The sequence below is a fragment of the Aphanothece stagnina RSMan2012 genome (genome assembly GCF_046764815.1).
Taxonomy (GTDB): Bacteria; Cyanobacteriota; Cyanobacteriia; order PCC-6307; family Cyanobiaceae; genus NIES-981.
Genome location: NZ_JBKOUC010000003.1, coordinates 153,761 through 173,823, shown reverse-complemented (window position 1 = coordinate 173,823; position 20,063 = coordinate 153,761). Strand labels below are relative to the sequence as shown.

Sequence of the window (20,063 nt, the reverse complement as noted above, 5' to 3'; positions counted from 1 at the left end):
GCCACGTCCAGCAGGTCCGGACGGCCGGAGCGTACCTTCAGGCCATCCCGCAGCCGAATCCGCTGCAGATCGCCCTCCTGCAGGGTGTTGGTGTACACCACCTCCCCGTCGAGCTTTTCCACCTGAACCCAGGATTCGCCGCGGGCACGCAGCAGAAGATCCTGATCAGCTCGCCGCGGCGTGGAGGGATTGGCGGCAGGCACCGCCGTCGAGGGCCGCAGCGATGGTCCGGGGGCCTGCGTGGGGGCCTTCAGACGCCGCAGTCCGACGTCCGCCAGCACGACCAGCAGCGCCACACCCCCCACCGTCCCGAGCACCAGCAGCGGCAGACGACCGCGACGCGGAAGAGGGAGGGTCGGCCAGCGGGGGGGCGCGACGCTGGAGGGGAGATGCGCTGCAGCCGCCCGGATGGTCTCCCAGCGGCGGCGCAGACCACGACGCCAGCGCTTGAGACGAAGGGAGCGTGGCCGCCGTGGCGGGGTCGGCACCGCAGCCAGGTCGGTCGTTGCCGGAGGCAGCGCTGGCTGGGGTTCTGCGGCCGGCAGGGTTGCGGCGAGCTGCTCCTGAAGCGCGCGCCGCTCATCCATCAGGCGGCGGATGTCCTGGGCCAGGACCTGGAGTTGATGGCGGAATTTCGTCTCGTAGATGGCCGGCAGCTCGTCGAGCATGGCCTGGTATTCGGCCAGTTCCGCCTGGGCGCGGGTCAGCTGCTGCTCCAGTGCCTCGATCGATTCACCAGTCGAGCCCGACGCGGCCTCAGGCTGACCTGGTGTCGGGAAAGGCTCCATGGGAGATTGGCCCAGGAGGGCAGATGCGGACGAACGGAACGAAGCGGCAGGTGGGGCCCTGGATCTCAGTCAGTAAGAACCCGTGCCGAGGAAATCTCGAACTTGACGGGTGCCCGGTTGGTAGCCGTAACCATAGACCCCTCCCTGCTCATCATTGATGATCCGCGGGGTCACCATGATGACGAGCTCACGCTTTTCCTTACCGCCAGATGTACTACGGAAGAACTGACCGATGAGAGGGATATCGCCAAGGATCGGCCACTTGCTGACCTCTTGCCGGTCAACCTCGGAAATCACACCGGTGAGAATCAACGTTTGACCATCGCGAACGCGGAGCGCTCCGCTGTCCAAGCGGCGAACGTTGAGGATCGAAATCGGCGGACAACCCAATCCGGACGGAATGGTGTCAACGACGGCCGAGACACTGGGGGAGAGAGCAAACGTGACGAATCCATTGTCGTCGATCTTCTCAACTCTGGCCCCCAGCACCAGGCCCGCGGTGGTCAACTCGGAAATTGAACAGGTATTGGTGCCGGCATTGTTGTTCGTCGTAGAATCAACTTCGGTGGGCACGTTCGTGCCGACACGCACCACCCCTTCATTGGCTCGTCTGCGGCCGATCGGAGAGTCAATTGAGTAGGAGTCCAGTCCGCCCTCATCATTTGAATCAGAGCCGCCACTATCCCTCCTGATTTCAGCGGGATTTTCCGAAAGAATCAGCGTGGGGCTGGCAATCACCTTTGTAGAGCCCGAAACAATCTGGGCCCTGAGGAAATCGTAGAAGCTGTCGGAAGGATAACTTTGACCCGGATTGACGCGTCGTGAGCCGCTGAAGTTGGAAGTGGAATTGGAGGTGGTCTGAACATTACGGCCCAAGGTACGAGACAAAATCCGCTCGACGCTTCTTTGGAACCGATCCGAGTTGACATCAATCGAATTACTGCTCGGCACAACCACAAACTGTCCATCATCCTGTTGGACCAGTTCAGAACCCGTCTCAGTAGTCAGCTCTTGGTTGATCTCACTGAGCTGGTTGCGGGTTAGCCCCCGATCCAAGCCTCGGGTGATGCTGAGAGAATCGGATGAACTCCTGGAGAACGTCTCTTGCTGATTGAAGGAATCACTGTCAGCCGGCAGATAACGGCCGAAGGCGCCCAGCAGCTGGCCGCTGTCGTTGACGATCAGGTTGTTACCAAAGCGGAAGGCAAAGGAATTGTCAATCTCAGTAGTGTTATTCAGCTCAACGTCAAGAATCTTGACATTGAGCGCCACCTGGCGCTGGCGCAGATCCAGCTGGCGCAGATACTGCTCCGCAATCCCGACCACGGCAGGATCGCCCACCATCGTGATCGTGCCCAGCCGGGTGTCCGTGGTAGCACGCAGGCCAAGCAGAGGGCCGGTGGAAGCGCCGTAGGCCTCCACCGTGGTGGTGCTGCTGGCCTGGGTGGTCTGGGCACTGGATGCCGAGGAGATCGCATCACCCTGGGTCACACCCTGGGTCACCGAGGTGGTGATCGTGTTGGTCTTGGTGACAGAAGCCCCCAGGTTGGCCAGGTAATCAGCTGCGGCGTTGGGGCCCACCTGGTTGAGGCGGTAGACCTTGGAGACCTGGGCGCCGAAGCTCTTCGAGAGAGCCGTAGGCCCCGCAAAGATCATGCTTCCCTCGAGCTTGCCCTGCAGACCCGCCGCCAGGAGGGTGGTGTTGATGGCACGGGCGTAGCTCTCGCCTCGAAACGCCACCGAGATCGGCTGGGTGCCGCTGCTGCCTCCAGCGCCCCGTGAACCGCCGTCCCCCGACTCTTCCACATAGGCAAAGCCATACCCGCCGAGTTGGGCCAGGGCCATCAAGGCATCCTTCGCAGGAGCGTTCTTCAGCGTCATCGTCACCGGCGGGCCGGAGACATTGACGTAGCCCGGGTTGCGCAGCGTCATGGTGCCCACGGCCATGTCACCGAGGGGCGGGGCCACGGCCCGGGGCTGAAGCGGAGGGGCGTAGCTCGGCAACGGCACAGCCCCGGGCTGGGCCAGGCTGACCCGGTTGACCTGCAGGGAGGCCTGGGGGACGGGGGAGGGGAAGGAGAGGATCAGATTCTCACCATCGGCGCTCACCACCGGCCTGGCCAGGGTCACGCCCGGCATGGGGGTGACGCCAAGCGTGAAGCTGCCACCACCACCGTCGAAGCTGATCCCCTGGATCCCCACCTCAGGCAGTGACAGCCGCTGCGGGCCTGCCTTCAGGGCGGTCGGAGTGGCGGTGAACACCTGACCCTGCCAACCGGGGCCGTTGCTGGATTGCTGGAGCTGGGGAGAGATTCCGGTGCCCTCGATCACGAGCTCCACGGAATCGGGCAGGCGCCTCACCTTGAGTTGAACGGCGCCGGAGACTTCCGGGGTACGGACCGTACTCGAGCCGGGTGATGAGGAGCGGGGAGCCGCGTCGCTCGCGACTCCCAGCAAGGAGGTGCTGAGCACCCCTCCTGCCAGCGCCACGCCCATCAGTTTCGCCCTGTTAAGCCGTCCCAATGCACAGATGCGGTGCCTGGCGGGATATTACCGATCAGATTTTGGGAACACCAGAGCTACGGACAGTTCCTGATCAGCCCTGCTTCGGCGCCGGCGGCGGGGTGGGCGGCGCTGGCGGTTTGAGGCCATCCTTGGGAGCCTTGTAGTAGGTGAGCAGCAACTTGAGCTCCGGCTGGGTGAGCTTGACCTGTGCCGCCCCGGCTGATGGGGTTCCTGGGGGCGCAGGCACCTCGACCAGAGCCATGGCGAACTGGCTGGGCTCCACCAACAGGCTGAGCTTTTCCACCGAACGCACGAAGGCCAGCAGGCTTGGGTAGGGGCCACGGGCAGTGAGCAGCACCTTCTCGGAGGCGAGTCCAGCCTCCTCCAGAGGCGGCAGCTTCGGAGGTGGAGCCTGGTTGGCCTGGCCCTGGGAGGGCTGTTGGGCGGCCGGCGGCGGGGCCACCACGGGTTCGTAGAGCTCGAGCTGAATGCCGCTGCGGCCTGCCTCGCGATCGACCTGGGCCAGGAAGGTGAGGAACTCGCCACTGCCCTGGATCAGGGAAAGGATCTTGCGTTGCTTCCGCTCGGCGTCCTCCTGGTCGGCGGCGGATTTGGCCAGCTGGCTGCGCAGCAGGGGGATCCGGGCCTGCAGGGCCTGGAGCTCGGCCAGGCGCTCGGAGTCGCTCTGCAAACGCAGCCACTGGGGAACGCCGAGGGTGCCAACCACCACGCCGGCAAGGAGCACACCGACGCCGATGGGGACACCGAGCAGGAGGCGCTGACGCAGAGTCTCGCGCTGGCTGTCAGCCGCAGCCTGAAGATTGGTCATGGCAACAAACCCTCCTTCTGGAGCAGGTCAAAGCGACGGGACAGACCTTCGGATCCGAGCTGCTCGAGGATCAGCTTCTCGGAGGCGGGGGGAATCTCCTTCCGGAAGGCCACCTGCAACTCGAAGGCGACCGGGGGAACGAAGACCTTGCCCTGCTGGGTGTCGGTGCGATCACGGCTGGCCTTCACCAGCCGGGCCCCCTGGTTGGTGTCGAGGAGGGGAGAGCGCTTCAGCTCGAGCTGGAGCGCGTTGATCCGCTCAAAGGCCTTGGGCTCCTGGGCCAGCCCCTTGAGCACCATGGTGGTCCCTCCCTGCTCCTGGGCATCGGTGAGCTGGATCCCCTCGGGAATCCGCAGCTGCAGATCCCGCAACAGGGCGGAACCGGAGCGCACGGCGATCAGGCCTTCGACGAGCTGCTTGTTCGCACCGGTCACCTGGGCGAGCTTCGCTTTCTGGGCATCGAGCCGGCTCTGATACTGCTCCACTTCGGCTTCCACCGTGGCCAACCGATCGAGCTCGGCCTGCACCATCACGCCACGCAGGAACAGCAGGGCCGTGACCCCCAGGGCCAGACCCACCAGGGTGGATCCGATCGCCAGGCCCTTGAACAGGGTCTGGCGTATGGCCGACTCGGCAACGGCGGGTTCCGCCAGGCCGAGCTCCTGGCGTTTTTCACGGAGGAGGTCGTAGGGCGAGAGGGTCATCGCGTCAACTCCACATCGGCGAGCCCCTTGAGCACCAGGGAGCCGAAGCCCCCCAGATCGACGGGTTCGATCGGGAACTCCAGGGCCTGGGCCACCGCATCGCTGCCCTCGAACGGCTGGGCCAGGAGCAGGCGGGTGGAGGAGGGGGAGAAGCGCTCCTGGCAGTAGGTGATGGACTGCGTCAGGGCAGGCACCAGAGCTTGGGATTCGAGGGGAAGACTACGTTCGAATTCAGGGGCCCCATCCACCCAGACCTCCAGCTGGTGGCGCGATGCCAGGGGCTGGAGGAGGGCGACCATTCCGCCGGGGGGTGAGGCCTCGATCGCCTCGCGAAGGCCGGCCATCCGGGCGGCCTGGGCAGGCAGGAGGTGGCGCAGGCTGCCACCGGCGATGGCGAACAGGTTGATCCAGGCCTCCACGGTGCCGCGGGGAGCCGCCACCAGCACTGAGCGCGAGGGGCTGGCTGGCACGTCCTGGATGTCGATGTAGGCCTCATCGAGGCGGAACGGCAGCTGCAGGTCGGGATTCATCTCCCGCAGAGCCTCCACCGGATCCTCCGGGATGGTCCCCGCTGGCCACTCGATCAGCCGCCACTGGCTGGCCGCCTGCGGCAGGGCGACAGCCAGGCTGGCATCCGGGGTGCTGTGCTCGAGGAGCAGGTCACCGATGAAATCACCCAGGGCATCGGCCGCGATCGGGACCCCGGAGCGGACCGTGCGGGCCGGCACCGGCGCGGTCCAGACCGGTGAATCGGCCCCCCCCGGCTTGAAGGCCTGGCCCGTGAGGACCATGGCGTCACTCAGATCGAGCAACACCAGCTTCGGAAACAGCTCGGCCCGTACAGATCGCCACCGCTCCTTGATCCCAGCCAGCACCAAGTTCCCGACCGCTGCAGTCCTGGAAAAGCTACCGAACTTTCATCGCCAGGCCAGCCCACTGCCGACCGCCTGTCCGAGGTGGCCCAGACCATGGCGGTCCAGCTGGCGGCCGAGTCCCTCCAGGATGCGCGGCACCAGGGTGGGGCCTTCGTAGATCCAGCCGGTGTAGAGCTGCACCAGCGAGGCGCCTGCCGTGATGCGCTCCCATGCCGCCTGGGGGGAGTCGATCCCGCCCACGCCGATGAGCGGCAGGGCCGGCCCCGCCGTGGCCCGCAACCGGCGCAGCACCTCCAGTGCCCGGGCTCGCAGCGGTGCCCCACTGAGTCCGCCGGCTTCCTCCGCCAGGGTTCTGCCGGTCTGCAGCAGCCGTCGATCCTCCAGGCCCAGCCGGTCGAGGCTGGTGTTCACCGCGATCACCCCGGCCAGGCCCTCCTCGTAGGCCATCCGGGCGATGGCATCGATCGCGTCGTCCTCCAGATCGGGGGCGATCTTGACCAGCAGCGGGGGACAGGCCGGCAGGCGACGCAGCCGTTCCACCAGCCGGCGCAGCAGGACTTCGTCCTGCAGATCACGCAGCCCGGGGGTGTTGGGTGAGCTGACGTTGATCACGGCATAGTCCGCCAGGGGAGCCAGCAGCTCCAGCGAGGCCGCGTAATCGTCGGGAGCCTGCTCCAGGGCCGTGAGCCGGGACTTGCCGAGGTTGATACCGAGCACCGCAGGCCGCTGACCGGGCGCAGGCATGCGCTGCCGCTCGAGGGTGCGGCGCGCCGCCTGGGCCCCCCGGTTGTTGAAACCCATCCGGTTGAGCGCCGCCCGCTCCTGGGCCAGTCGGAACAGGCGCGGCCGTGGATTCCCGGGCTGGGGGTGCCAGGTGATCGTGCCCAGCTCGGCGAAGCCGAAGCCGAACAGGTGCCAGATCGCCGCGGCCACGCCGTCCTTGTCGAAACCGGCGGCCAGACCGACCGGGTTGCTGAAACGGCAGCCGAACAGACTCTGCGCGAGACGGGGGTCGCGATGGCCCAGCTCACCGCCCAGTCCTTCCAGGGCACCACTGACCAGCGGCCAGTGGCGGCGCAACGCCGCCTGGCCCAGGGCCGCGAGCGTCAGCTGGCTGAGCTGCTCGGCATCGGCGCCGGCATCCTTCGCCAGCAGAGGGCCGACGAAGCGGGTGTAGAGCGTGCCGGTGGCAGCCTCCTGCCGCGAACTCCCGTCTCCACCGGCATCCCCCATCACAGCCGCTCAGTCCTGCTCGACCAATCCTGACGTGCCACGCCGCAGCCGCCAGCGGCCCTCCGCCAGGGGCTCGACCCGCCAGTCCCGCCAGGTCCAGGCAGCGGTGCGGCGTTCCAGGCTGCGCAGGGGCTGCTCCACCAGCTGGGCCAGCTCCACCAGGGTGAGCCCGTAACCCTCCGCCGCCAGCCGATCCGCCAGCTCAAGGCGGCTGAGCAGGCGCTGCAGGGGTGCCGGCGCCGCGTCGAAGATCTGATCCTGGGAGATTGACGGCCCACCGGCGTCCGCCGGGGGCCCACCCGCCAGGGACCCACCCGCCGGGGGCACGTCAGCCTCCAGCCTTGCAGTGGCCAGCACCTCCCCGGCCACCAGCGGCGGAATGCGGCCGCGGGAAAAGGCGACCGCGATGGCGTCGCAGCGCTCATTGTCGGGATCGCCGCTGTGCCCCTTCACATGGCGCAGCGGCACGTCGCGGAGGCGGGCGCGATCCAGCTGCTCCCAGAGGTCCCGGTTCAGCACCGGCCCACCGGAAGCCGTGCGCCAGCCCTTGCGCTTCCAGCCCTGGATCCACTTGCCCAGCCCGTCGATCAGGTAGCGGCTGTCGGTGCGGATCGCCAGATCAGGGTGGCGGGGGAGGTCCCGCAGGGCTTCGAGCACCGCCAGGGCCGCGGTCAGCTCCATGCGGTTGTTGGTGGTGGCGGCCTCCGCCCCCCCCATCTCATGGACGGAACCGTCCTCGAACCGCAGCAGCGCTCCCCACCCGCCGGGGCCGGGATTGCCGCTGCAGGCGCCGTCACAGGCCGCCGCCACAACTCTGACCGGCTCATCCGCCACTGGACACTCCAGAAAAGTTCGCTAGACAGGCTCTCTGAACCACTGTCGTGCCCCGCAGGGCAGGAGCGCAGCCATGCCCTTCAGGCGTGCGATCAGTCGCCAGCCCAGTCCCAGCCGCAGCCACAACCCCAGCCACAACCGCATTCAGCTTCGAACCTATCTGGCCGTGGTGGCCGGCTGCGTCGGCGCCACGGCCGCCGTGCTCGGCACGGTATCGGCTGAACGGGTGCAGGCCTCCGGCCTCTTCGGCAGCCAACCGATCGCCGAGGGTCAGGCGATCGCCCTGGCCCAGCCCCTCGCCGGCAACCGCTGGAATCTGATCGTCCTGGAGCAACTCCAGCCTGAGCCGCCCTGTTGGCGGCGCTTTCCCGACGGGACCGTCATCACCTACGACACCGATGTTCCCGAAGGGGTCTGCGGCCGGTACCTCTCCAGCAGCGCCTATTCCCTGCGGGCAGCCGACACCGACCTGGCCAATCCCTGGCGGCTGCGGGTCGAACAGGCGAACGGGCGCCTGCAGCTGATGGCCAGCAACCCCCAGCAGTCGACCCTGATTCCCGTGGCCAGTGGCCCCGCCCCAGCCTCGGGCCTGGCGGAGCTCACCCTGGCGCCCGGCTGGAGCTTCCAGCGCCGCACCTATGGGGAGGAAGCCCTGCGCCATCTCTACATGGCCCATGCCGAGCCCCTGCCGGTGCTCCTGGCCCGGGCCCGGGGCGGCGGTGACACCCTGGCGATGCCCGCCGTACCGCCGCCACCCTCCATCGATCGCCCCGGCAGCAGAACCCTGGCCAGCCTCGACCGCCCGCGGCGGGGATTGACCTCCAGGACCTCGCCGGAGAGCTCAGGATCGCGGCTCTCGGCTGAAACCGGCGTGATCGCCCTGCAGGTCGTTCCCTACCGCCCCTGAGCACCGCCCCCAGGAGGGCTTGCTGGCCAGCAGCCCCTTCGGCCCAAGCCCAGTTGCGAGAGTGTCCCAGCTCCCATCTCCCCGACTGATGGCCTCCCTAAGGTTCTGGAGTGTGAGGAGTGAGGGACGACTCTTCAGGGTCGAAACGAGGACAGACTCCTGAAGACCGTTCCAACTTCCAGCCCCGCCTTCGGCGGGGCTTTTTTCTTGGCTGCATGCTCCTTGGCTGCAGAGCCCCGGATCGGCGTGGGCAGGGAGCGCCAACAAAAAAGCCGGCCCAGGGGCCGGCTGTCGAGGAGAGGCACAAGCGCGGGGGCGGCACGGGGCCACCCCGGAGCGATCACTTGATCGACACCTTGCCGCCGACCTCTTCGAGGGTCTTCTTGAGAGCCTCGGCATCGGCCTTGGCGATGCCCTCCTTGACCGCCTTGGGAGCGGCTTCCACCAGGGCCTTGGCTTCACCGAGGCCGAGGCCGGTGGCCTCGCGGACGGCCTTGAGCACCTTGATCTTGGCCGAATCTTCGAATCCCTCGAGGATCACGTCGAATTCGGTCTGTTCTTCGGCGACCTCGGCAGCCCCACCAGCGGCGGGAGCAGCCATGACGACGCCGGCGGAAGCGGCGGCGGAGACACCGAAGGCCTCTTCGATCTGCTTGACGAGCTCGGAAGCCTCAAGCAGGGAGAGGGTTTTCAGCTGTTCGAGAATTTGGTCGGTAGTAGCAGACATGGTTGGGAATCAGCAACAGATCTGTGTTGGACAGTCGGATCGGTTGAGCTCGCAAGGCACGGGGATGGCGCCTGGGCAGACCTCAGGAGGCCTGACCCTTGCCATCGGCGTGCTGCTGGAGCGCCCGAGCGAGACCGGAAGGAACCTCGTTGATGCCCACGGCCAGCTTGGTGGCCACGGCGTTGATCGCACCAGCGATCTGGGCCATGAGCACCTCCTTGGAGGGCAGATCTCCGATGGCCTTGATGTCGGACTGGGAGAGGAGCTTGCCTTCGAAAAGACCGCCCTTCGTCTCCGACTTCTTCGTGTCCTTCTGGAAGGACTGCACGGCCTTCACCGCACCACCCACGTCGCCCTTGACGAGCACGAAGGCGTTGGTGCCGGTGAGGAGGGAATCGAGATCCGACCAGGCGCTGTTGCCATCAATGGCCCGACGCATCAAGGTGTTTTTGGTCACCTTGCACACGCCGTTGCTGGCCTGCAGACGGGTCCGCAGATCAGTCATTTCCTTGATGGAGAGGCCCTTGAAATCAAGGACCAGCGCCAGTTCGGCCTCGCCGAGGAGCCCCTTGAGCTCGTCGACGATCTGTTGCTTGTTCTCCAGCGTGCGGCCCATAGGAAAGGATCGGATCGGGGGAACAAGCCGGGTACGCGGCCCTGGACGGCTGTCAGGGAGATTCCAGGGAATCACCGCCTGACAACTCGAGGCCGCTGCATGCTCCGGACCCGATCCGAGCGTCCGGCGGAGCAGTTCCGCTGGAGAGCCGGGGGCTGAAACCTGTCGCGTTCACCTCGGCAGGGCTTATGGCAGGGGTCGACCGGCGAACCGGCTGATCCTCACCAACCTGCTGTCTGGGGTAGGGCGCGTGCCCTTCTGGCAGAAGCCAGACCAAGACCTTAGACCATCACCATCCCGGCAGCGTTCCCCTCCGCCCCGCTCGCCCTGCCATGAAAAAGCCGGCCTTCGGTGGGAAGGCCGGCCCTGCGGAGGAGCGGGAGGTCGGAACCGGTGCCGGCCTCAGGACTCCTGCTTGAGGTCCTGCAGCGCCGAGAAGTCGACCTGCACCGACGGACCCATGGTGGAGGTCACGTACAGGGAACGCCAGTAACGGCCCTTGGCGCCACTGGGCTTGTTCCTGTCGATCGTCTCCTGCAGGGCCTTGAGATTGTCGAGCAGCTTGGCGGGCTCGAAGCTGGCCTTGCCGAAGCGCACGTGCACGATGCCGGTGCGGTCGGCGCGGAACTCGAGTTTGCCGGCCTTGAACTCACTGATGGCGCCGGCCAGGTCGGTGGTCACGGTGCCGGCCTTGGGGTTGGGCATCAGGCCGCGGGGACCGAGCACCCGGCCGAGCTTGGCCACCTTGGGCATCATGTCCGGGGTGGCGATCAGCAGGTCGAAGTCCATCGCGCCACCGGCGATCTGCTCGACCAGCTCGTCATCGCCGGCGAGGTCGGCTCCGGCGGCCTTGGCGGCAGCCACCGCCTCACCACGGGCGATCACGGCGATGCGGATGCTCTGACCGGTGCCGTGGGGCAGGGCCACGGTGGTGCGCAGCTGCTGGTCGGTGTACTTGGGATCGATCCCGAGACGCACGTGGGCCTCGATGGTCTCATCGAACTTGGCGTTGGCGTTCGCCTTCACCAGTTCGATGGCCTCCAGGGGCTCGTAGGCGCGCTCGGCGACCTTGGCCTCGAGGGCGGAAAAACGCTTGGAAACTTTGGGCATGGCGGTGATGGGGTGCGGGCGATGCAGGGCGGCAAGGGGCGCTGGGCGCCGCGGGCGGCTGGCTGGATCTCCCCCGGTGATGGGAATGGAACGGTTCAGTCGTTGACGGCGACGCCCATGTTGCGGGCGGTGCCTTCGATGATGCGCATGGCCGACTCCACGCTGGTGCAGTTGAGGTCGGGCAGCTTGGTCTTGGCGATCTCCTCGAGCTGGGCGCGGCTGATGGCACCCACGGAACCCTTGGCGGAGGTGGCGGCACCCTTCTCGATCCCGGCTGCCTTGGAGATCAGCACGGAAGCGGGGGGGGTCTTGGTGATGAAGGTGAAGCTGCGGTCTTCGAAGACCGAGATCTCCACCGGGATCACGTAACCGGCCTTGTCCTGCGTGCGGGCGTTGTACTCCTTGCAGAACGCCATGATGTTGACGCCGTGCTGACCGAGGGCGGGGCCCACCGGTGGCGCCGGGTTGGCTTTGCCGGCCTGGAGGGCCAGCTTGATCACGGCTACGACTTTCTTGGCCATCGTCTCGAACTACTGGGCGGGTCTGCGGATCACCTCCGCTGAGGGAGGCGGTGAAGGAACGGCCGCCCTCCGCAGGGAGACGGCCGCTGAGCCGGGGCCGAAGGCCTAGCTCTGCTTGCTGATCTGGGAGAACTCCAGTTCCACCGGTGTTTCGCGGCCGAAGATGGAGAGCAGGGCCTTGAGCTTGTTGCGCTCGCCGGACACCTCGATGACCTCGCCCTGGAAGTCCTTGAACGGACCCGCAGTCACGAGGATCTGATCCCCCTCCGCCAGGTCGACCTTGACCACGGGCTTCTTCTCGGCGGCACGCTTGAAGATGCGGTCGACTTCCTGCCGGCTCAGGGGGCGGGGCTTGATGTGGCCCCGGGCCCGGGCCGTGGCACGCCGCTCCTCGGCACCCACGAAGTTGATCACGTTCGGGGTGCTGCGCACCGCCATCATCGTGTCCTCATCGAGGACCATCCGCACCAGCACGTAGCCGGGGAAGACCTTCTCCTCGGTGCTCTGACGGCTGCCGTCCTTCTTGAGTTTCACCCCGGGGGTCTGGGGAATCTCGATCTCGAGGATGCGGTTGTCGACCCCGAGGGTCACGGCCCGCTGCTCCAGCGTGGCCTTCACCTTCTTCTCACAGCTGGAGGCCACCTGCACGGCATACCAGCGGGCGACCTGACGCTTCTCCCCAGGCTGGTCGCCCGCAGGCTGATCCTGGCCGGCTTCGCCGGACAGCTCCGTGGACACCTCGGCGCCGATCTCGGCGATGTCGACTTGGCTCTCGGACAGGATCTCGGACACGGTGCTCAGGGTTGGGTTGCTCAGGGAGATGGAGAGGGAATCGGTGAACGTGGAACGTTCTTCAGCCGAAGATCTGGGAGGCAGCCCAGCCGTAGAAGCGGTCGATGGCGGCAATCGCCGCGGCCGAGAGCCCCACCATCAGGATCACCGCCACCGACTCACTGAACAGCTGCTGACGGCTGGGCCAGACCACCTTGCGCAACTCACCCAGGGTGGCGGCGCCGAACCCGCCGGAAGCCGGGGGGGCCTCCGAGGGGGCAGCCCCCCCGGCCACGGGATCGGCTCCAGAAGACAGCTCCGAGCGGTCCTCGGAGCGGTTGGATTCAGCAGGGATGGGATCGGACACCACTTCGGAAACCCCGGGCGCTGGCGCACGCGGGAATCCGCGCGTCTCGGCAAACGACCACCCTACCGGACGCTCTCACCAGGCTCCGCCCGGGGCTCGAACAGGGGCTCGAAGCAGAGGGGCGCCGCCGGGTCCTCGGCCAGGGCGAGCCGCACGCCCCGCGCCGCGGCGTAGCGATCCTCCAGCAACTCCGTCGCCAGGGGATTCTCGATGCGACGGCGCAGCACCCGCCGCAGCGGGCGGGCCCCGTACTCGGGCTCATAGCCCTGCTCGGCGAGCACCCGCACCACCGGCTCCTCCACCACCAGCTCCAGCTCCTGCTCCGCCAGCAGGCCGGCCAGCTCGGCCAGCTGGAGCCGCACGATCCGTTCCAGATCGGCCTGGGCCAGCGGACGAAAGCGGATCACCTCATCGATGCGGTTGAGGAACTCCGGGCGGAAGCGGGAGGCCAGCGCCTGGTCCACCGCCTTCTCCAGCTCCCGGGCGTCGAGGCCCCCCCGGGCGTGCTCGAGGATGGAGCGGCTGGCCAGGTTGCTGGTCATGATCACCACGGTGTGGCGAAAGTCGACGGTGCGGCCCTGGGAATCGGTGAGCCGGCCATCATCGAGCACCTGCAGCAGCAGGTTGAACACCTCGGGGTGGGCCTTCTCCACCTCATCCAGCAGCACCACCGCATAGGGACGCCGCCGCACCGCCTCGGTGAGCTGGCCGCCCTCCTCGTAGCCCACGTAACCGGGTGGAGCCCCCACCAGCCGGGCCACGGCGTTGCGCTCCATGAACTCGCTCATGTCGAGGCGCACCAGGGCGTCCTCCTCGTCGAAGAGCGCGGCCGCCAGGGCCTTGGCGAGTTCCGTCTTGCCCACGCCGGTGGGGCCCAGGAAGAGGAACGAACCGACCGGCCGCCTCGGCGACTGCATGCCGGCCCTGGCCCGGCGGATCGCCGCCGCCACCGCCGCCACCGCCTCGGGCTGGCCGATCACCCGCTCCCCCAGGCGACTGTCGAGCTCGAGCAGTTTCTGGCGTTCACCCGCCAGCAGACGCTGCACGGGGATGCCGGTCCAGCGGGCCACCACATCGGCGATGTCCCCCGGCTCCACCTGCTCCCGCAGCATCGCGTCGGTCTGCATCTCGGCCTCCAGCGCCGCCCGGCGCTGCTGCAGGCCATGCAGCTGGTCGTACTGGAGCCGGGCCGCCTCCTCCAGATCCCCCTGGCGCTCGGCCTCGGCAATGGCGTGGCGCAGGTCCTCGTCCCGCTGCAGCAGCTCGCGCAGCTCGTCCACCCGAGCCCGTTCGGCCTGCCAGCGCTGCTGCAGGGCCTGCAGCTTCTCGGTGGCCCTGCGCCGCTGCTCCTGCAGCTGGATCCGCTCCGACTCGGGCGCGGTCTCGGCGGAGAGCAGGGCCAGCTCGACGCGCCGCAGCGCCACCTCCGCCTCCTCCACGGGTTGGGGCTTGGAGGTGACCTCCATCCGCAGGTTGGCGGCCGCCTCATCCACCAGATCGATGGCGGAATCGGGCAGGCAGCGGTCGGCGATGTAGCGATCGGCCAGGCGCGCCGCGGCCACCAGGGCGCCATCGCTGATCGTGACGCCGTGGTGCAGCTCGTAGCGCTCCTTCAGCCCGCGCAGGATCTCCACGCTGGTTTCGAGCCCGGGCTCCCGGATCACCACCTGCTGGAAACGGCGGTCGAGCGCCGGGTCCTTCTCGATGCTGCGGCGGTACTCCTCCGGGGTGGTGGCACCGATGCAGCGGAGCTCGCCGCGGGCCAGGGCCGGCTTGAGGATGCTGCCGGCATCGCCTCCGGAGCGATCGCTGCTCACGACGGTGTGCAGCTCGTCGATGAACACGATCACGCCAGGGTCGGCATCCCGCACCTCGGCCAGCACCGTGCGCAGGCGCTCCTCGAACTGCCCGCGGAACTTGGCCCCCGCGATCAGCGCCCCGAGGTCCAGGGCGACGAGCCGCTGGCCCCGCAGGGAGTCGGGCACCTCGCCGGCCACGATCCGCTGCGCGAGGGACTCGGCCACCGCCGTCTTGCCCACACCGGGTTCGCCGATCAGCACCGGATTGTTCTTGCTGCGGCGGGAGAGCACCTGGATGAGGCGGCGGATCTCGGCGTCGCGCCCGATCACCGGGTCCAGCTCACCGGCCTGGGCCGCGGCGGTGAGGTCCCGGCCGTAACGCTCCAGCGCCGTGGGCTCGGGTCCTTCGGCCTCGAGGCGAAGGGCGGGTGGGGAGCCCGCTGCCGCAACGGTCCCGTTGGCCGGGGATGCCGCGGGGGCCGATGCAGTGGCTGCCGTCGGGGCCGGGCCTGTGGCGGTGGGCTTGGAGGTGGACGAGGCTGTGGCCGAGGAGCGGACCAGCCGCTCGGATCCCACCCGCCGGGCGGCACCGCCAGGGGTGCGGCCATCGACCCAGTCATCGGCGGGCTCGGGGGGCTCGCCGAGGGCCGCCCGGGCCGAGGATGGCGGCCGCAGCTGGCGCAGCACGGTGTCCTCCGTGAGCCCCTCGCCGGCCAGCAGGGCCGCGCCGATGCGGGGCTCCTGCACCAGGGCGAGCAGCAGATGGGGAACGTCGAGCAAGCGGGACCCCCAGCCCGCCCGCCGGCGGTCCGCCTCCTCGAGCAGGTCCTCGAGGGCGTCGCCGATGAACAGCTGATCACCGCTGCTGGTCGGCTGGTCGGCGCAGAAGGCCTCCAGGCGATCGAGCAGGGTGTCTTGATCGACAGGCATCCGCTCGACCCAGCGGCCGAAGCGCCGGTTCATCAGCAGGGTGAGGAGCAGGTGCTCCACATCCATCACGTCATGGCGCCAGCGGCGGGCCGTGTCCTGGGAGGCCAGCAACAGCTCCCAGGCGTCCTCGCTGAAGCGGTCGGGGTCGCTGGTCAGGCTGGCGCCGGGTTGGGCCATCAGCGCGCCGGGATCAGGCCGCATCGGTCAGGGACCCCAGCTGGATCAGCTCCACCTTGTAACCGTCGGGATCCTCCACGAAGGCGATCACCGTGCTGCCGTGCTTCATCGGCCCGGGCTCCCGGACCACCCGCCCCCCCTTGGCCGCGATCGCCCGGCAGGTGGCGTGGATGTCCTCGACACCAAGGGCCATGTGGCCGTAGCCCTCACCGAGCTCGTAGCGGTCGGTGTCCCAGTTGTGGGTGAGTTCCAGCACCGTGTTCTCGCTCTCCTCGCCGTAACCCAGGAACGCCAGGGTGAAGCGGCCCGTGGGGTAGTCCTTGCGGCGGAGCAGCGTCATGCCGAGCACGTCGGTGTAGAAGGCCAGGGAGCGCTCCAGGTTCCCCACCCGGAGCATGGTGTGGAGCAGGCGCATCGGCGAGACGGCATCGGGGGCATCGTCCCTCCATTCTGGCCAGCCACCATCGAGCCAGTGCTCGTTGGCACATATGGGGGGGAGGGGGTGACCCATAGGATCCACCCCTGAGAACACCAAGGCACGCTTCCGTGATCGACTCCCTCGACCTCGTGATCGACACCGTGGTGGCCCGTGAGGTGCTCGATTCCCGCGGCACCCCCACGGTGGAGGCGGAGGTGATGCTCGAAGGTGGGGCCAGCGGCCGCGCCATCGTTCCCAGCGGTGCCAGCACCGGCGCGCACGAAGCCCATGAACTCCGCGATGGCGGCAGCCGCTACATGGGCAAGGGCGTGCTCCAGGCGGTGAGCAACATCGAGGAGAAGATCGCCCCCAGCCTCTGCGGCCTCAGTGCCCTCGACCAGGCGGCCGTCGATGCGGCGATGCTCGAGCTGGATGGCTCCGACAACAAGAGCGCCCTCGGCGCGAACGCCATCCTGGCGGTGAGCCTGGCCACCGCCAGGGCGGCGGCCAACGGGGTGGGCCTGCCCCTCTACCGCTACCTGGGCGGCCCCATGGCCAGCCTGCTGCCGGTGCCGTTGATGAACGTGATCAACGGCGGGGCCCACGCTGCCAACAGCCTGGATTTCCAGGAATTCATGCTGGTCCCCCATGGGGCTGCCAGCTTCAGCGAAGCCCTGCGGATGGGCACCGAGGTGTTTCACACCCTCAAGGGCCTGCTCAAGGACCAGGGCCTGAGCACCGCCGTGGGAGACGAGGGCGGCTTCGCCCCCGATCTGGGCAACATCGCCGCCGGCGAGATCCTCGTGCAGGCGATCGAGCAGGCCGGTTACCGCCCCGCCGACCAGATCTCCCTGGCCCTGGATGTGGCCAGCACCGAGTTCTACCGCGACGGGCGCTACGCCTTCGACGGCGGCAGCTACACCAGTGCCGAGATGGTGGACCAGCTCGCCCAGCTGGTCAGCCGGTTCCCGATCGTCTCGATCGAGGATGGCGTGGCGGAGGACGACTGGGACGGCTGGGCACTGCTGACCGAGAAGCTGGGCAGCACCGTGCAGCTGGTGGGTGATGACCTGTTCGTGACCAACACCAGCCGCCTGCAGCGGGGCATCGACCTGGGGGTGGCCAATTCGATCCTGATCAAGGTGAACCAGATCGGCTCGCTCACCGAAACCCTCCAGGCCATCGACCTGGCGGGCCGTGCCGGTTACACCAGCGTGATCAGCCACCGCAGCGGCGAGACGGAAGACACCACCATTGCCGACCTGGCCGTCGCCACCCGGGCGGGCCAGATCAAGACCGGATCGCTCAGCCGCAGCGAGCGGGTGGCCAAGTACAACCAGCTGCTCCGCATCGAGGATGAACTGGGGAGCCAGGCCACCTACGCCGGCGCCGAGGACCGCGGCCCCCGGGGGAAATAGGGGTCAGCGGGTGGCTACAGCTCAGTCGCCGCTGGGCGGAGCGGGGGGCGCGGCCATCCCCGGCAGCTGATCCAACCGGCCGTCGCGGGCCAGCCGCGCCTGCAGCTTCAGCCAACCCAGACCGACCGGCAGCCCCGCCACAAGCGGGATGACCACCAGGGTGGGGCGGGTGCTCACCGCCAGCAGGGCTGCGGCAACGGCCAGGCCAGCCAGCAGCATGGACTGGCCGGCGGACTGCTGGGCCAGGGCGAGGCGTCGCAGCAGACGGTCGGTCTCGCCGGCACGGATCTGCACCTGCAGATCCCCCTGCTCGATCCGCGCCAGGCTTTCATCCAGCCGGCGCGGGATTCCGAGGGCACGGCTGCCCACCTGAGCAGCCTGGCGGGAGATCTCCCCGAGCAGATCGTTCCCGCCGGCACCGCTGGAGGTCATCAGGGGAAGGAGGTAGGGGCGGGCAATGGCGACCAGGCTAAAGCCGGGGTCGAGGCTCCTGCCCACCCCTTCGAAGGTGGAGAGGGCCCGCATCACGAAGATCAGCTCAGGAGGCAGGCGGAAGGGCTGGCCGTAGACCAGCTCGTAGAGGTCCCCGGAGAGCTTGTTCAGCACATTGGCGGAGAAGGGTGGGGTGAGGGCCTCGTTGAGCATCACCCGCACCAGACGACGCACGGGCCCGGGATCGATGCCTGGCGCCAGCACGCCGGCGGCCTGCAGCTCGGCCACCAGGCCAGCGGCATCGCGGCCGGCAGCTGCCCGCACCATGCGGCCGAGGCGGGAGCGGAGCCGCCCCGACAGCTGCCCCATCATCCCGAAGTCGTAGTAGATGAGGGCACCGTCGGCCGCCACGGCGAGGTTGCCGGGATGGGGATCGGCATGGAAGAAGCCGAACCGCACGAGCTGCTGCAGGTAACTGGCGGCCCCCTTCTCCGCCACTGCGGCAGGGGCGATGCCCGCGGCCACGAGCGCCTCACGGTCGGTGATCTTGATGCCCGGCACGTAGTCGAGACAGAGCACCCGCCGGGAACTCAGCTCCCACACCACCGCGGGGATCCGAATGCCGGGGTCGTCGAGAAACTGCTGGCGGAAGCGGGCGGCATGCTCCGCCTCGAGGCGGAAGTCGAGCTCGCGCAGCAGCACCCTGCGGCATTCCTGGGCGATGCCCACCCAGTCACGGCCCCGGCCCCAGCGGGGATGGCGCTGCACAACGCGGGCCACCTGCTGCAGCACCTCCAGGTCCAGGCGGAAGAGCCGCTCCAGGCCAGGCCGCTGGACCTTCAGCACCACCTGGCGCCCGCTGCGCAGGCTGGCCCGGTGCACCTGGGCCAGACTGGCGGAGCCGAGCGGCACCTCCTCCAGGTCGATGATCTCGGCGCAGCGTTCCCCGAGCTCCTGCTCCAGCAGCTGCTGCACCACCTCGAAGGAGAAGGAGGGCACCCGATCCTGCAGGGCGGAGAGCTCCTCGACGAGCTCGGCGGGCAGCACATCGGGACGGGCGGAGAGCAGCTGCCCGAGCTTGATGAAGGCCGAGCCCAGGCCCAGAAACTCGCGGGTCAGCCAGCGGGCCCGGCGCCGGGCCCGCTGGCTGCGGCGTTCGGGCGTGGGCCCGCCGGGGTAGGACCAGCGCTGGCCATCCCACCAGAGACCGACGGCGAGCCGCAGCGCCAGCCACCAGATGCGCAGCGGGCGCCGGATCACGGGCGCTGGTCCAGTCGACGGTTCAGGCCGGCGACCTGGGCGCGCAGGGCATCGATCTGATCCTGAACGGACTCGGGCGGCTCCCCCGCCCCATCCCGGTGGGCCGGGTGGTCCCGTTCATCCCGCTCCAGCCGGTCCGCCTCCTCGGCCACCTCCTCCCAGAAGAGCTCGAATTCCTGGCGAAGCCGCTCGGGCGCATCCTGAACGGCCAGGGCCAGATTGGCCGCGGCATCCACGAGCCCACTGCCGAGGCGGGCTCCCAGCCGCGCCAGCGCGGCCTGCATCAGGGTCTGGGGCGCCGGCATGGAGCCTTCACTGCTGCTGGAACTGTGCCAGATGGGGATGACCCGCTGCAGCTCAGGGTTCCCCCGGCGAGGGGAGTGCGGGGGCCTGAGGGGCCCCCTCAGGCTCCGGGCCCGGATCCGGAAGCGCTGGCTCGAGGGGTGCCTGCTGGACAGGTTCAGCCGGCTCGGCCGACCTGGCCTCCTCGGCCTGGAGCTGGGTCTGGCGCCGCTGCTCGTCCAGCTCCTGCTGGCGCTGCTCTTCCTTGCGCTTGGCCTCACGCTGTTTGGCCTGCTGCTCCAGCTCCATCAACTCCAGATCGCCGCGGATCTCCTTGGAGTCACTGCCGAAACGCAGACGCAGACTCTCCAGGCTGGTGCCGGGAAACTCCCGCACCTCGAAACCCTGGCGCAGCTGCACCAGAGCGGGCAACTGCAGCGCCAGCAAGCGCTGGGTGACCCCATAGCCCAGGCCGAAGCAGAACCCAGCCACGAGCGGACCTCGCCAGCGGCTGCGGCGCAGGGGCCGGGGGGACTGGGCAGGGCGGGACTGGGCCATGG

At 68.5% G+C, this 20,063-nt stretch carries 20 protein-coding genes; 2 read left to right on the top strand and 18 right to left on the bottom strand.

All coding sequences use genetic code 11. From position 1 onward, the window contains the following. From ACLNEE_RS03580 to ACLNEE_RS03550, 7 genes are all read right to left on the bottom strand, one after another. The coding region (locus ACLNEE_RS03580) for a DUF4115 domain-containing protein (protein ID WP_412006774.1) at nucleotides 1–788 on the bottom strand (788 nt) is incomplete at its 3' end. Between the two features lie 69 nt (nucleotides 789–857). Further along, nucleotides 858–3,284 (bottom strand): type II secretion system protein GspD, encoded by a 2,427-nt coding sequence (locus tag ACLNEE_RS03575; protein WP_411421897.1) that lies wholly within the window; start codon nucleotides 3,282–3,284, stop codon nucleotides 858–860. 100 nt (nucleotides 3,285–3,384) lie between these two features. Then, the gene (locus ACLNEE_RS03570; RefSeq protein ID WP_411421896.1) at nucleotides 3,385–4,122 is read right to left on the bottom strand and encodes a hypothetical protein; all 738 of its coding nucleotides are present in this window, start codon (nucleotides 4,120–4,122) and stop codon (nucleotides 3,385–3,387) included. After that, nucleotides 4,119–4,826 carry a PilN domain-containing protein gene (locus ACLNEE_RS03565; RefSeq protein ID WP_411421895.1) on the bottom strand — a complete coding sequence of 236 codons (708 nt, stop codon included), beginning with the start codon at nucleotides 4,824–4,826 and terminating at the stop codon, nucleotides 4,119–4,121. Before ACLNEE_RS03565 ends, ACLNEE_RS03570 begins: the two co-directional genes overlap by 4 nt. Further along, the gene (locus ACLNEE_RS03560; protein WP_411421894.1) at nucleotides 4,823–5,701 is read right to left on the bottom strand and encodes a type IV pilus biogenesis protein PilM; all 879 of its coding nucleotides are present in this window, start codon (nucleotides 5,699–5,701) and stop codon (nucleotides 4,823–4,825) included. The genes ACLNEE_RS03565 and ACLNEE_RS03560 overlap by 4 nt, the downstream gene beginning before the upstream one ends. Before the next feature lie 42 nt (nucleotides 5,702–5,743). After that, the gene (locus tag ACLNEE_RS03555) at nucleotides 5,744–6,934 is read right to left on the bottom strand and encodes a quinone-dependent dihydroorotate dehydrogenase (protein ID WP_411421893.1); all 1,191 of its coding nucleotides are present in this window, start codon (nucleotides 6,932–6,934) and stop codon (nucleotides 5,744–5,746) included. A gap of 9 nt (nucleotides 6,935–6,943) precedes the next feature. Further along, complete coding sequence (locus ACLNEE_RS03550; RefSeq protein ID WP_411421892.1) at nucleotides 6,944–7,768, bottom strand: ribonuclease H family protein; 825 nt, start codon at nucleotides 7,766–7,768, stop codon at nucleotides 6,944–6,946. A gap of 73 nt (nucleotides 7,769–7,841) precedes the next feature. Here ACLNEE_RS03550 and ACLNEE_RS03545 point away from each other — a divergent pair, with 73 nt between their 5' ends. Next, nucleotides 7,842–8,675 (top strand): DUF3747 domain-containing protein, encoded by an 834-nt coding sequence (locus ACLNEE_RS03545; protein WP_411421891.1) that lies wholly within the window; start codon nucleotides 7,842–7,844, stop codon nucleotides 8,673–8,675. Nucleotides 8,676–9,015: 340 nt separating this feature from the next. Here the strand turns inward: ACLNEE_RS03545 and rplL are convergent, their stop codons facing one another. The 8 genes from rplL to gloA form a co-directional block, all read right to left on the bottom strand. Beyond that, complete coding sequence (rplL, locus tag ACLNEE_RS03540) at nucleotides 9,016–9,402, bottom strand: 50S ribosomal protein L7/L12 (RefSeq protein WP_411421890.1); 387 nt, start codon at nucleotides 9,400–9,402, stop codon at nucleotides 9,016–9,018. Between the two features lie 82 nt (nucleotides 9,403–9,484). Next, nucleotides 9,485–10,018: a 50S ribosomal protein L10 gene (rplJ, locus tag ACLNEE_RS03535; protein ID WP_411421889.1), complete on the bottom strand. Its 534-nt coding sequence runs from the start codon at nucleotides 10,016–10,018 to the stop codon at nucleotides 9,485–9,487. A 402-nt stretch (nucleotides 10,019–10,420) separates the two neighbouring features. Further along, nucleotides 10,421–11,128 carry a 50S ribosomal protein L1 gene (gene rplA, locus ACLNEE_RS03530; protein WP_411421888.1) on the bottom strand — a complete coding sequence of 236 codons (708 nt, stop codon included), beginning with the start codon at nucleotides 11,126–11,128 and terminating at the stop codon, nucleotides 10,421–10,423. Nucleotides 11,129–11,223: 95 nt separating this feature from the next. Then, nucleotides 11,224–11,649, bottom strand: coding sequence for a 50S ribosomal protein L11 (gene rplK / locus ACLNEE_RS03525; protein WP_087068222.1), 426 nt, complete (start codon nucleotides 11,647–11,649; stop codon nucleotides 11,224–11,226). Between the two features lie 105 nt (nucleotides 11,650–11,754). After that, nucleotides 11,755–12,375 carry a transcription termination/antitermination protein NusG gene (gene nusG / locus ACLNEE_RS03520; RefSeq protein WP_411421924.1) on the bottom strand — a complete coding sequence of 207 codons (621 nt, stop codon included), beginning with the start codon at nucleotides 12,373–12,375 and terminating at the stop codon, nucleotides 11,755–11,757. Between the two features lie 127 nt (nucleotides 12,376–12,502). Next, the gene (gene secE, locus ACLNEE_RS03515) at nucleotides 12,503–12,787 is read right to left on the bottom strand and encodes a preprotein translocase subunit SecE (RefSeq protein ID WP_411421887.1); all 285 of its coding nucleotides are present in this window, start codon (nucleotides 12,785–12,787) and stop codon (nucleotides 12,503–12,505) included. Nucleotides 12,788–12,849: 62 nt separating this feature from the next. After that, nucleotides 12,850–15,693, bottom strand: a complete 2,844-nt coding sequence (locus tag ACLNEE_RS03510) for an ATP-dependent Clp protease ATP-binding subunit (RefSeq protein WP_412006773.1) — start codon at nucleotides 15,691–15,693, stop codon at nucleotides 12,850–12,852. Between the two features lie 13 nt (nucleotides 15,694–15,706). Then, complete coding sequence (gene gloA / locus ACLNEE_RS03505) at nucleotides 15,707–16,108, bottom strand: lactoylglutathione lyase (RefSeq protein WP_411421923.1); 402 nt, start codon at nucleotides 16,106–16,108, stop codon at nucleotides 15,707–15,709. A 131-nt stretch (nucleotides 16,109–16,239) separates the two neighbouring features. On the opposite strand from gloA, the gene eno reads away from it, so the two are divergent. Further along, complete coding sequence (gene eno, locus ACLNEE_RS03500; RefSeq protein WP_411421885.1) at nucleotides 16,240–17,529, top strand: phosphopyruvate hydratase; 1,290 nt, start codon at nucleotides 16,240–16,242, stop codon at nucleotides 17,527–17,529. Nucleotides 17,530–17,550: 21 nt separating this feature from the next. Here the strand turns inward: eno and ACLNEE_RS03495 are convergent, their stop codons facing one another. From ACLNEE_RS03495 to ACLNEE_RS03485, 3 genes are read right to left on the bottom strand one after another with little or no spacing between them, the layout of a single operon-like run. Continuing rightward, complete coding sequence (locus ACLNEE_RS03495) at nucleotides 17,551–19,221, bottom strand: ABC1 kinase family protein (protein WP_411421884.1); 1,671 nt, start codon at nucleotides 19,219–19,221, stop codon at nucleotides 17,551–17,553. After that, on the bottom strand, nucleotides 19,218–19,526 hold the full coding sequence (locus ACLNEE_RS03490; RefSeq protein WP_411421883.1) for a hypothetical protein: 309 nt from the start codon (nucleotides 19,524–19,526) through the stop codon (nucleotides 19,218–19,220). The genes ACLNEE_RS03495 and ACLNEE_RS03490 overlap by 4 nt, the downstream gene beginning before the upstream one ends. Before the next feature lie 52 nt (nucleotides 19,527–19,578). After that, nucleotides 19,579–20,061: a hypothetical protein gene (locus tag ACLNEE_RS03485; protein WP_411421882.1), complete on the bottom strand. Its 483-nt coding sequence runs from the start codon at nucleotides 20,059–20,061 to the stop codon at nucleotides 19,579–19,581. Between the last annotated feature and the right edge of the window lie 2 nt (nucleotides 20,062–20,063).

Excerpts from the sequence above, each read along its gene's own strand:
- ACLNEE_RS03575 (WP_411421897.1), bottom strand. The coding sequence starts at position 3,284 with ATGGGCGTGGCGCTGGCAGGAGGGGTGCTCAGCACCTCCTTGCTGGGA.
- ACLNEE_RS03570 (WP_411421896.1), bottom strand. The coding sequence starts at position 4,122 with ATGACCAATCTTCAGGCTGCGGCTGACAGCCAGCGCGAGACTCTGCGT.
- ACLNEE_RS03565 (WP_411421895.1), bottom strand. The coding sequence starts at position 4,826 with ATGACCCTCTCGCCCTACGACCTCCTCCGTGAAAAACGCCAGGAGCTC.
- ACLNEE_RS03555 (WP_411421893.1), bottom strand. The coding sequence starts at position 6,934 with ATGGGGGATGCCGGTGGAGACGGGAGTTCGCGGCAGGAGGCTGCCACC.
- ACLNEE_RS03545 (WP_411421891.1), top strand. The coding sequence starts at position 7,842 with ATGCCCTTCAGGCGTGCGATCAGTCGCCAGCCCAGTCCCAGCCGCAGC.
- rplL (WP_411421890.1), bottom strand. The coding sequence starts at position 9,402 with ATGTCTGCTACTACCGACCAAATTCTCGAACAGCTGAAAACCCTCTCC.
- rplJ (WP_411421889.1), bottom strand. The coding sequence starts at position 10,018 with ATGGGCCGCACGCTGGAGAACAAGCAACAGATCGTCGACGAGCTCAAG.
- rplA (WP_411421888.1), bottom strand. The coding sequence starts at position 11,128 with ATGCCCAAAGTTTCCAAGCGTTTTTCCGCCCTCGAGGCCAAGGTCGCC.
- rplK (WP_087068222.1), bottom strand. The coding sequence starts at position 11,649 with ATGGCCAAGAAAGTCGTAGCCGTGATCAAGCTGGCCCTCCAGGCCGGC.
- ACLNEE_RS03510 (WP_412006773.1), bottom strand. The coding sequence starts at position 15,693 with ATGGCCCAACCCGGCGCCAGCCTGACCAGCGACCCCGACCGCTTCAGC.
- gloA (WP_411421923.1), bottom strand. The coding sequence starts at position 16,108 with ATGCGCCTGCTCCACACCATGCTCCGGGTGGGGAACCTGGAGCGCTCC.
- ACLNEE_RS03490 (WP_411421883.1), bottom strand. The coding sequence starts at position 19,526 with ATGCCGGCGCCCCAGACCCTGATGCAGGCCGCGCTGGCGCGGCTGGGA.
- ACLNEE_RS03485 (WP_411421882.1), bottom strand. The coding sequence starts at position 20,061 with ATGGCCCAGTCCCGCCCTGCCCAGTCCCCCCGGCCCCTGCGCCGCAGC.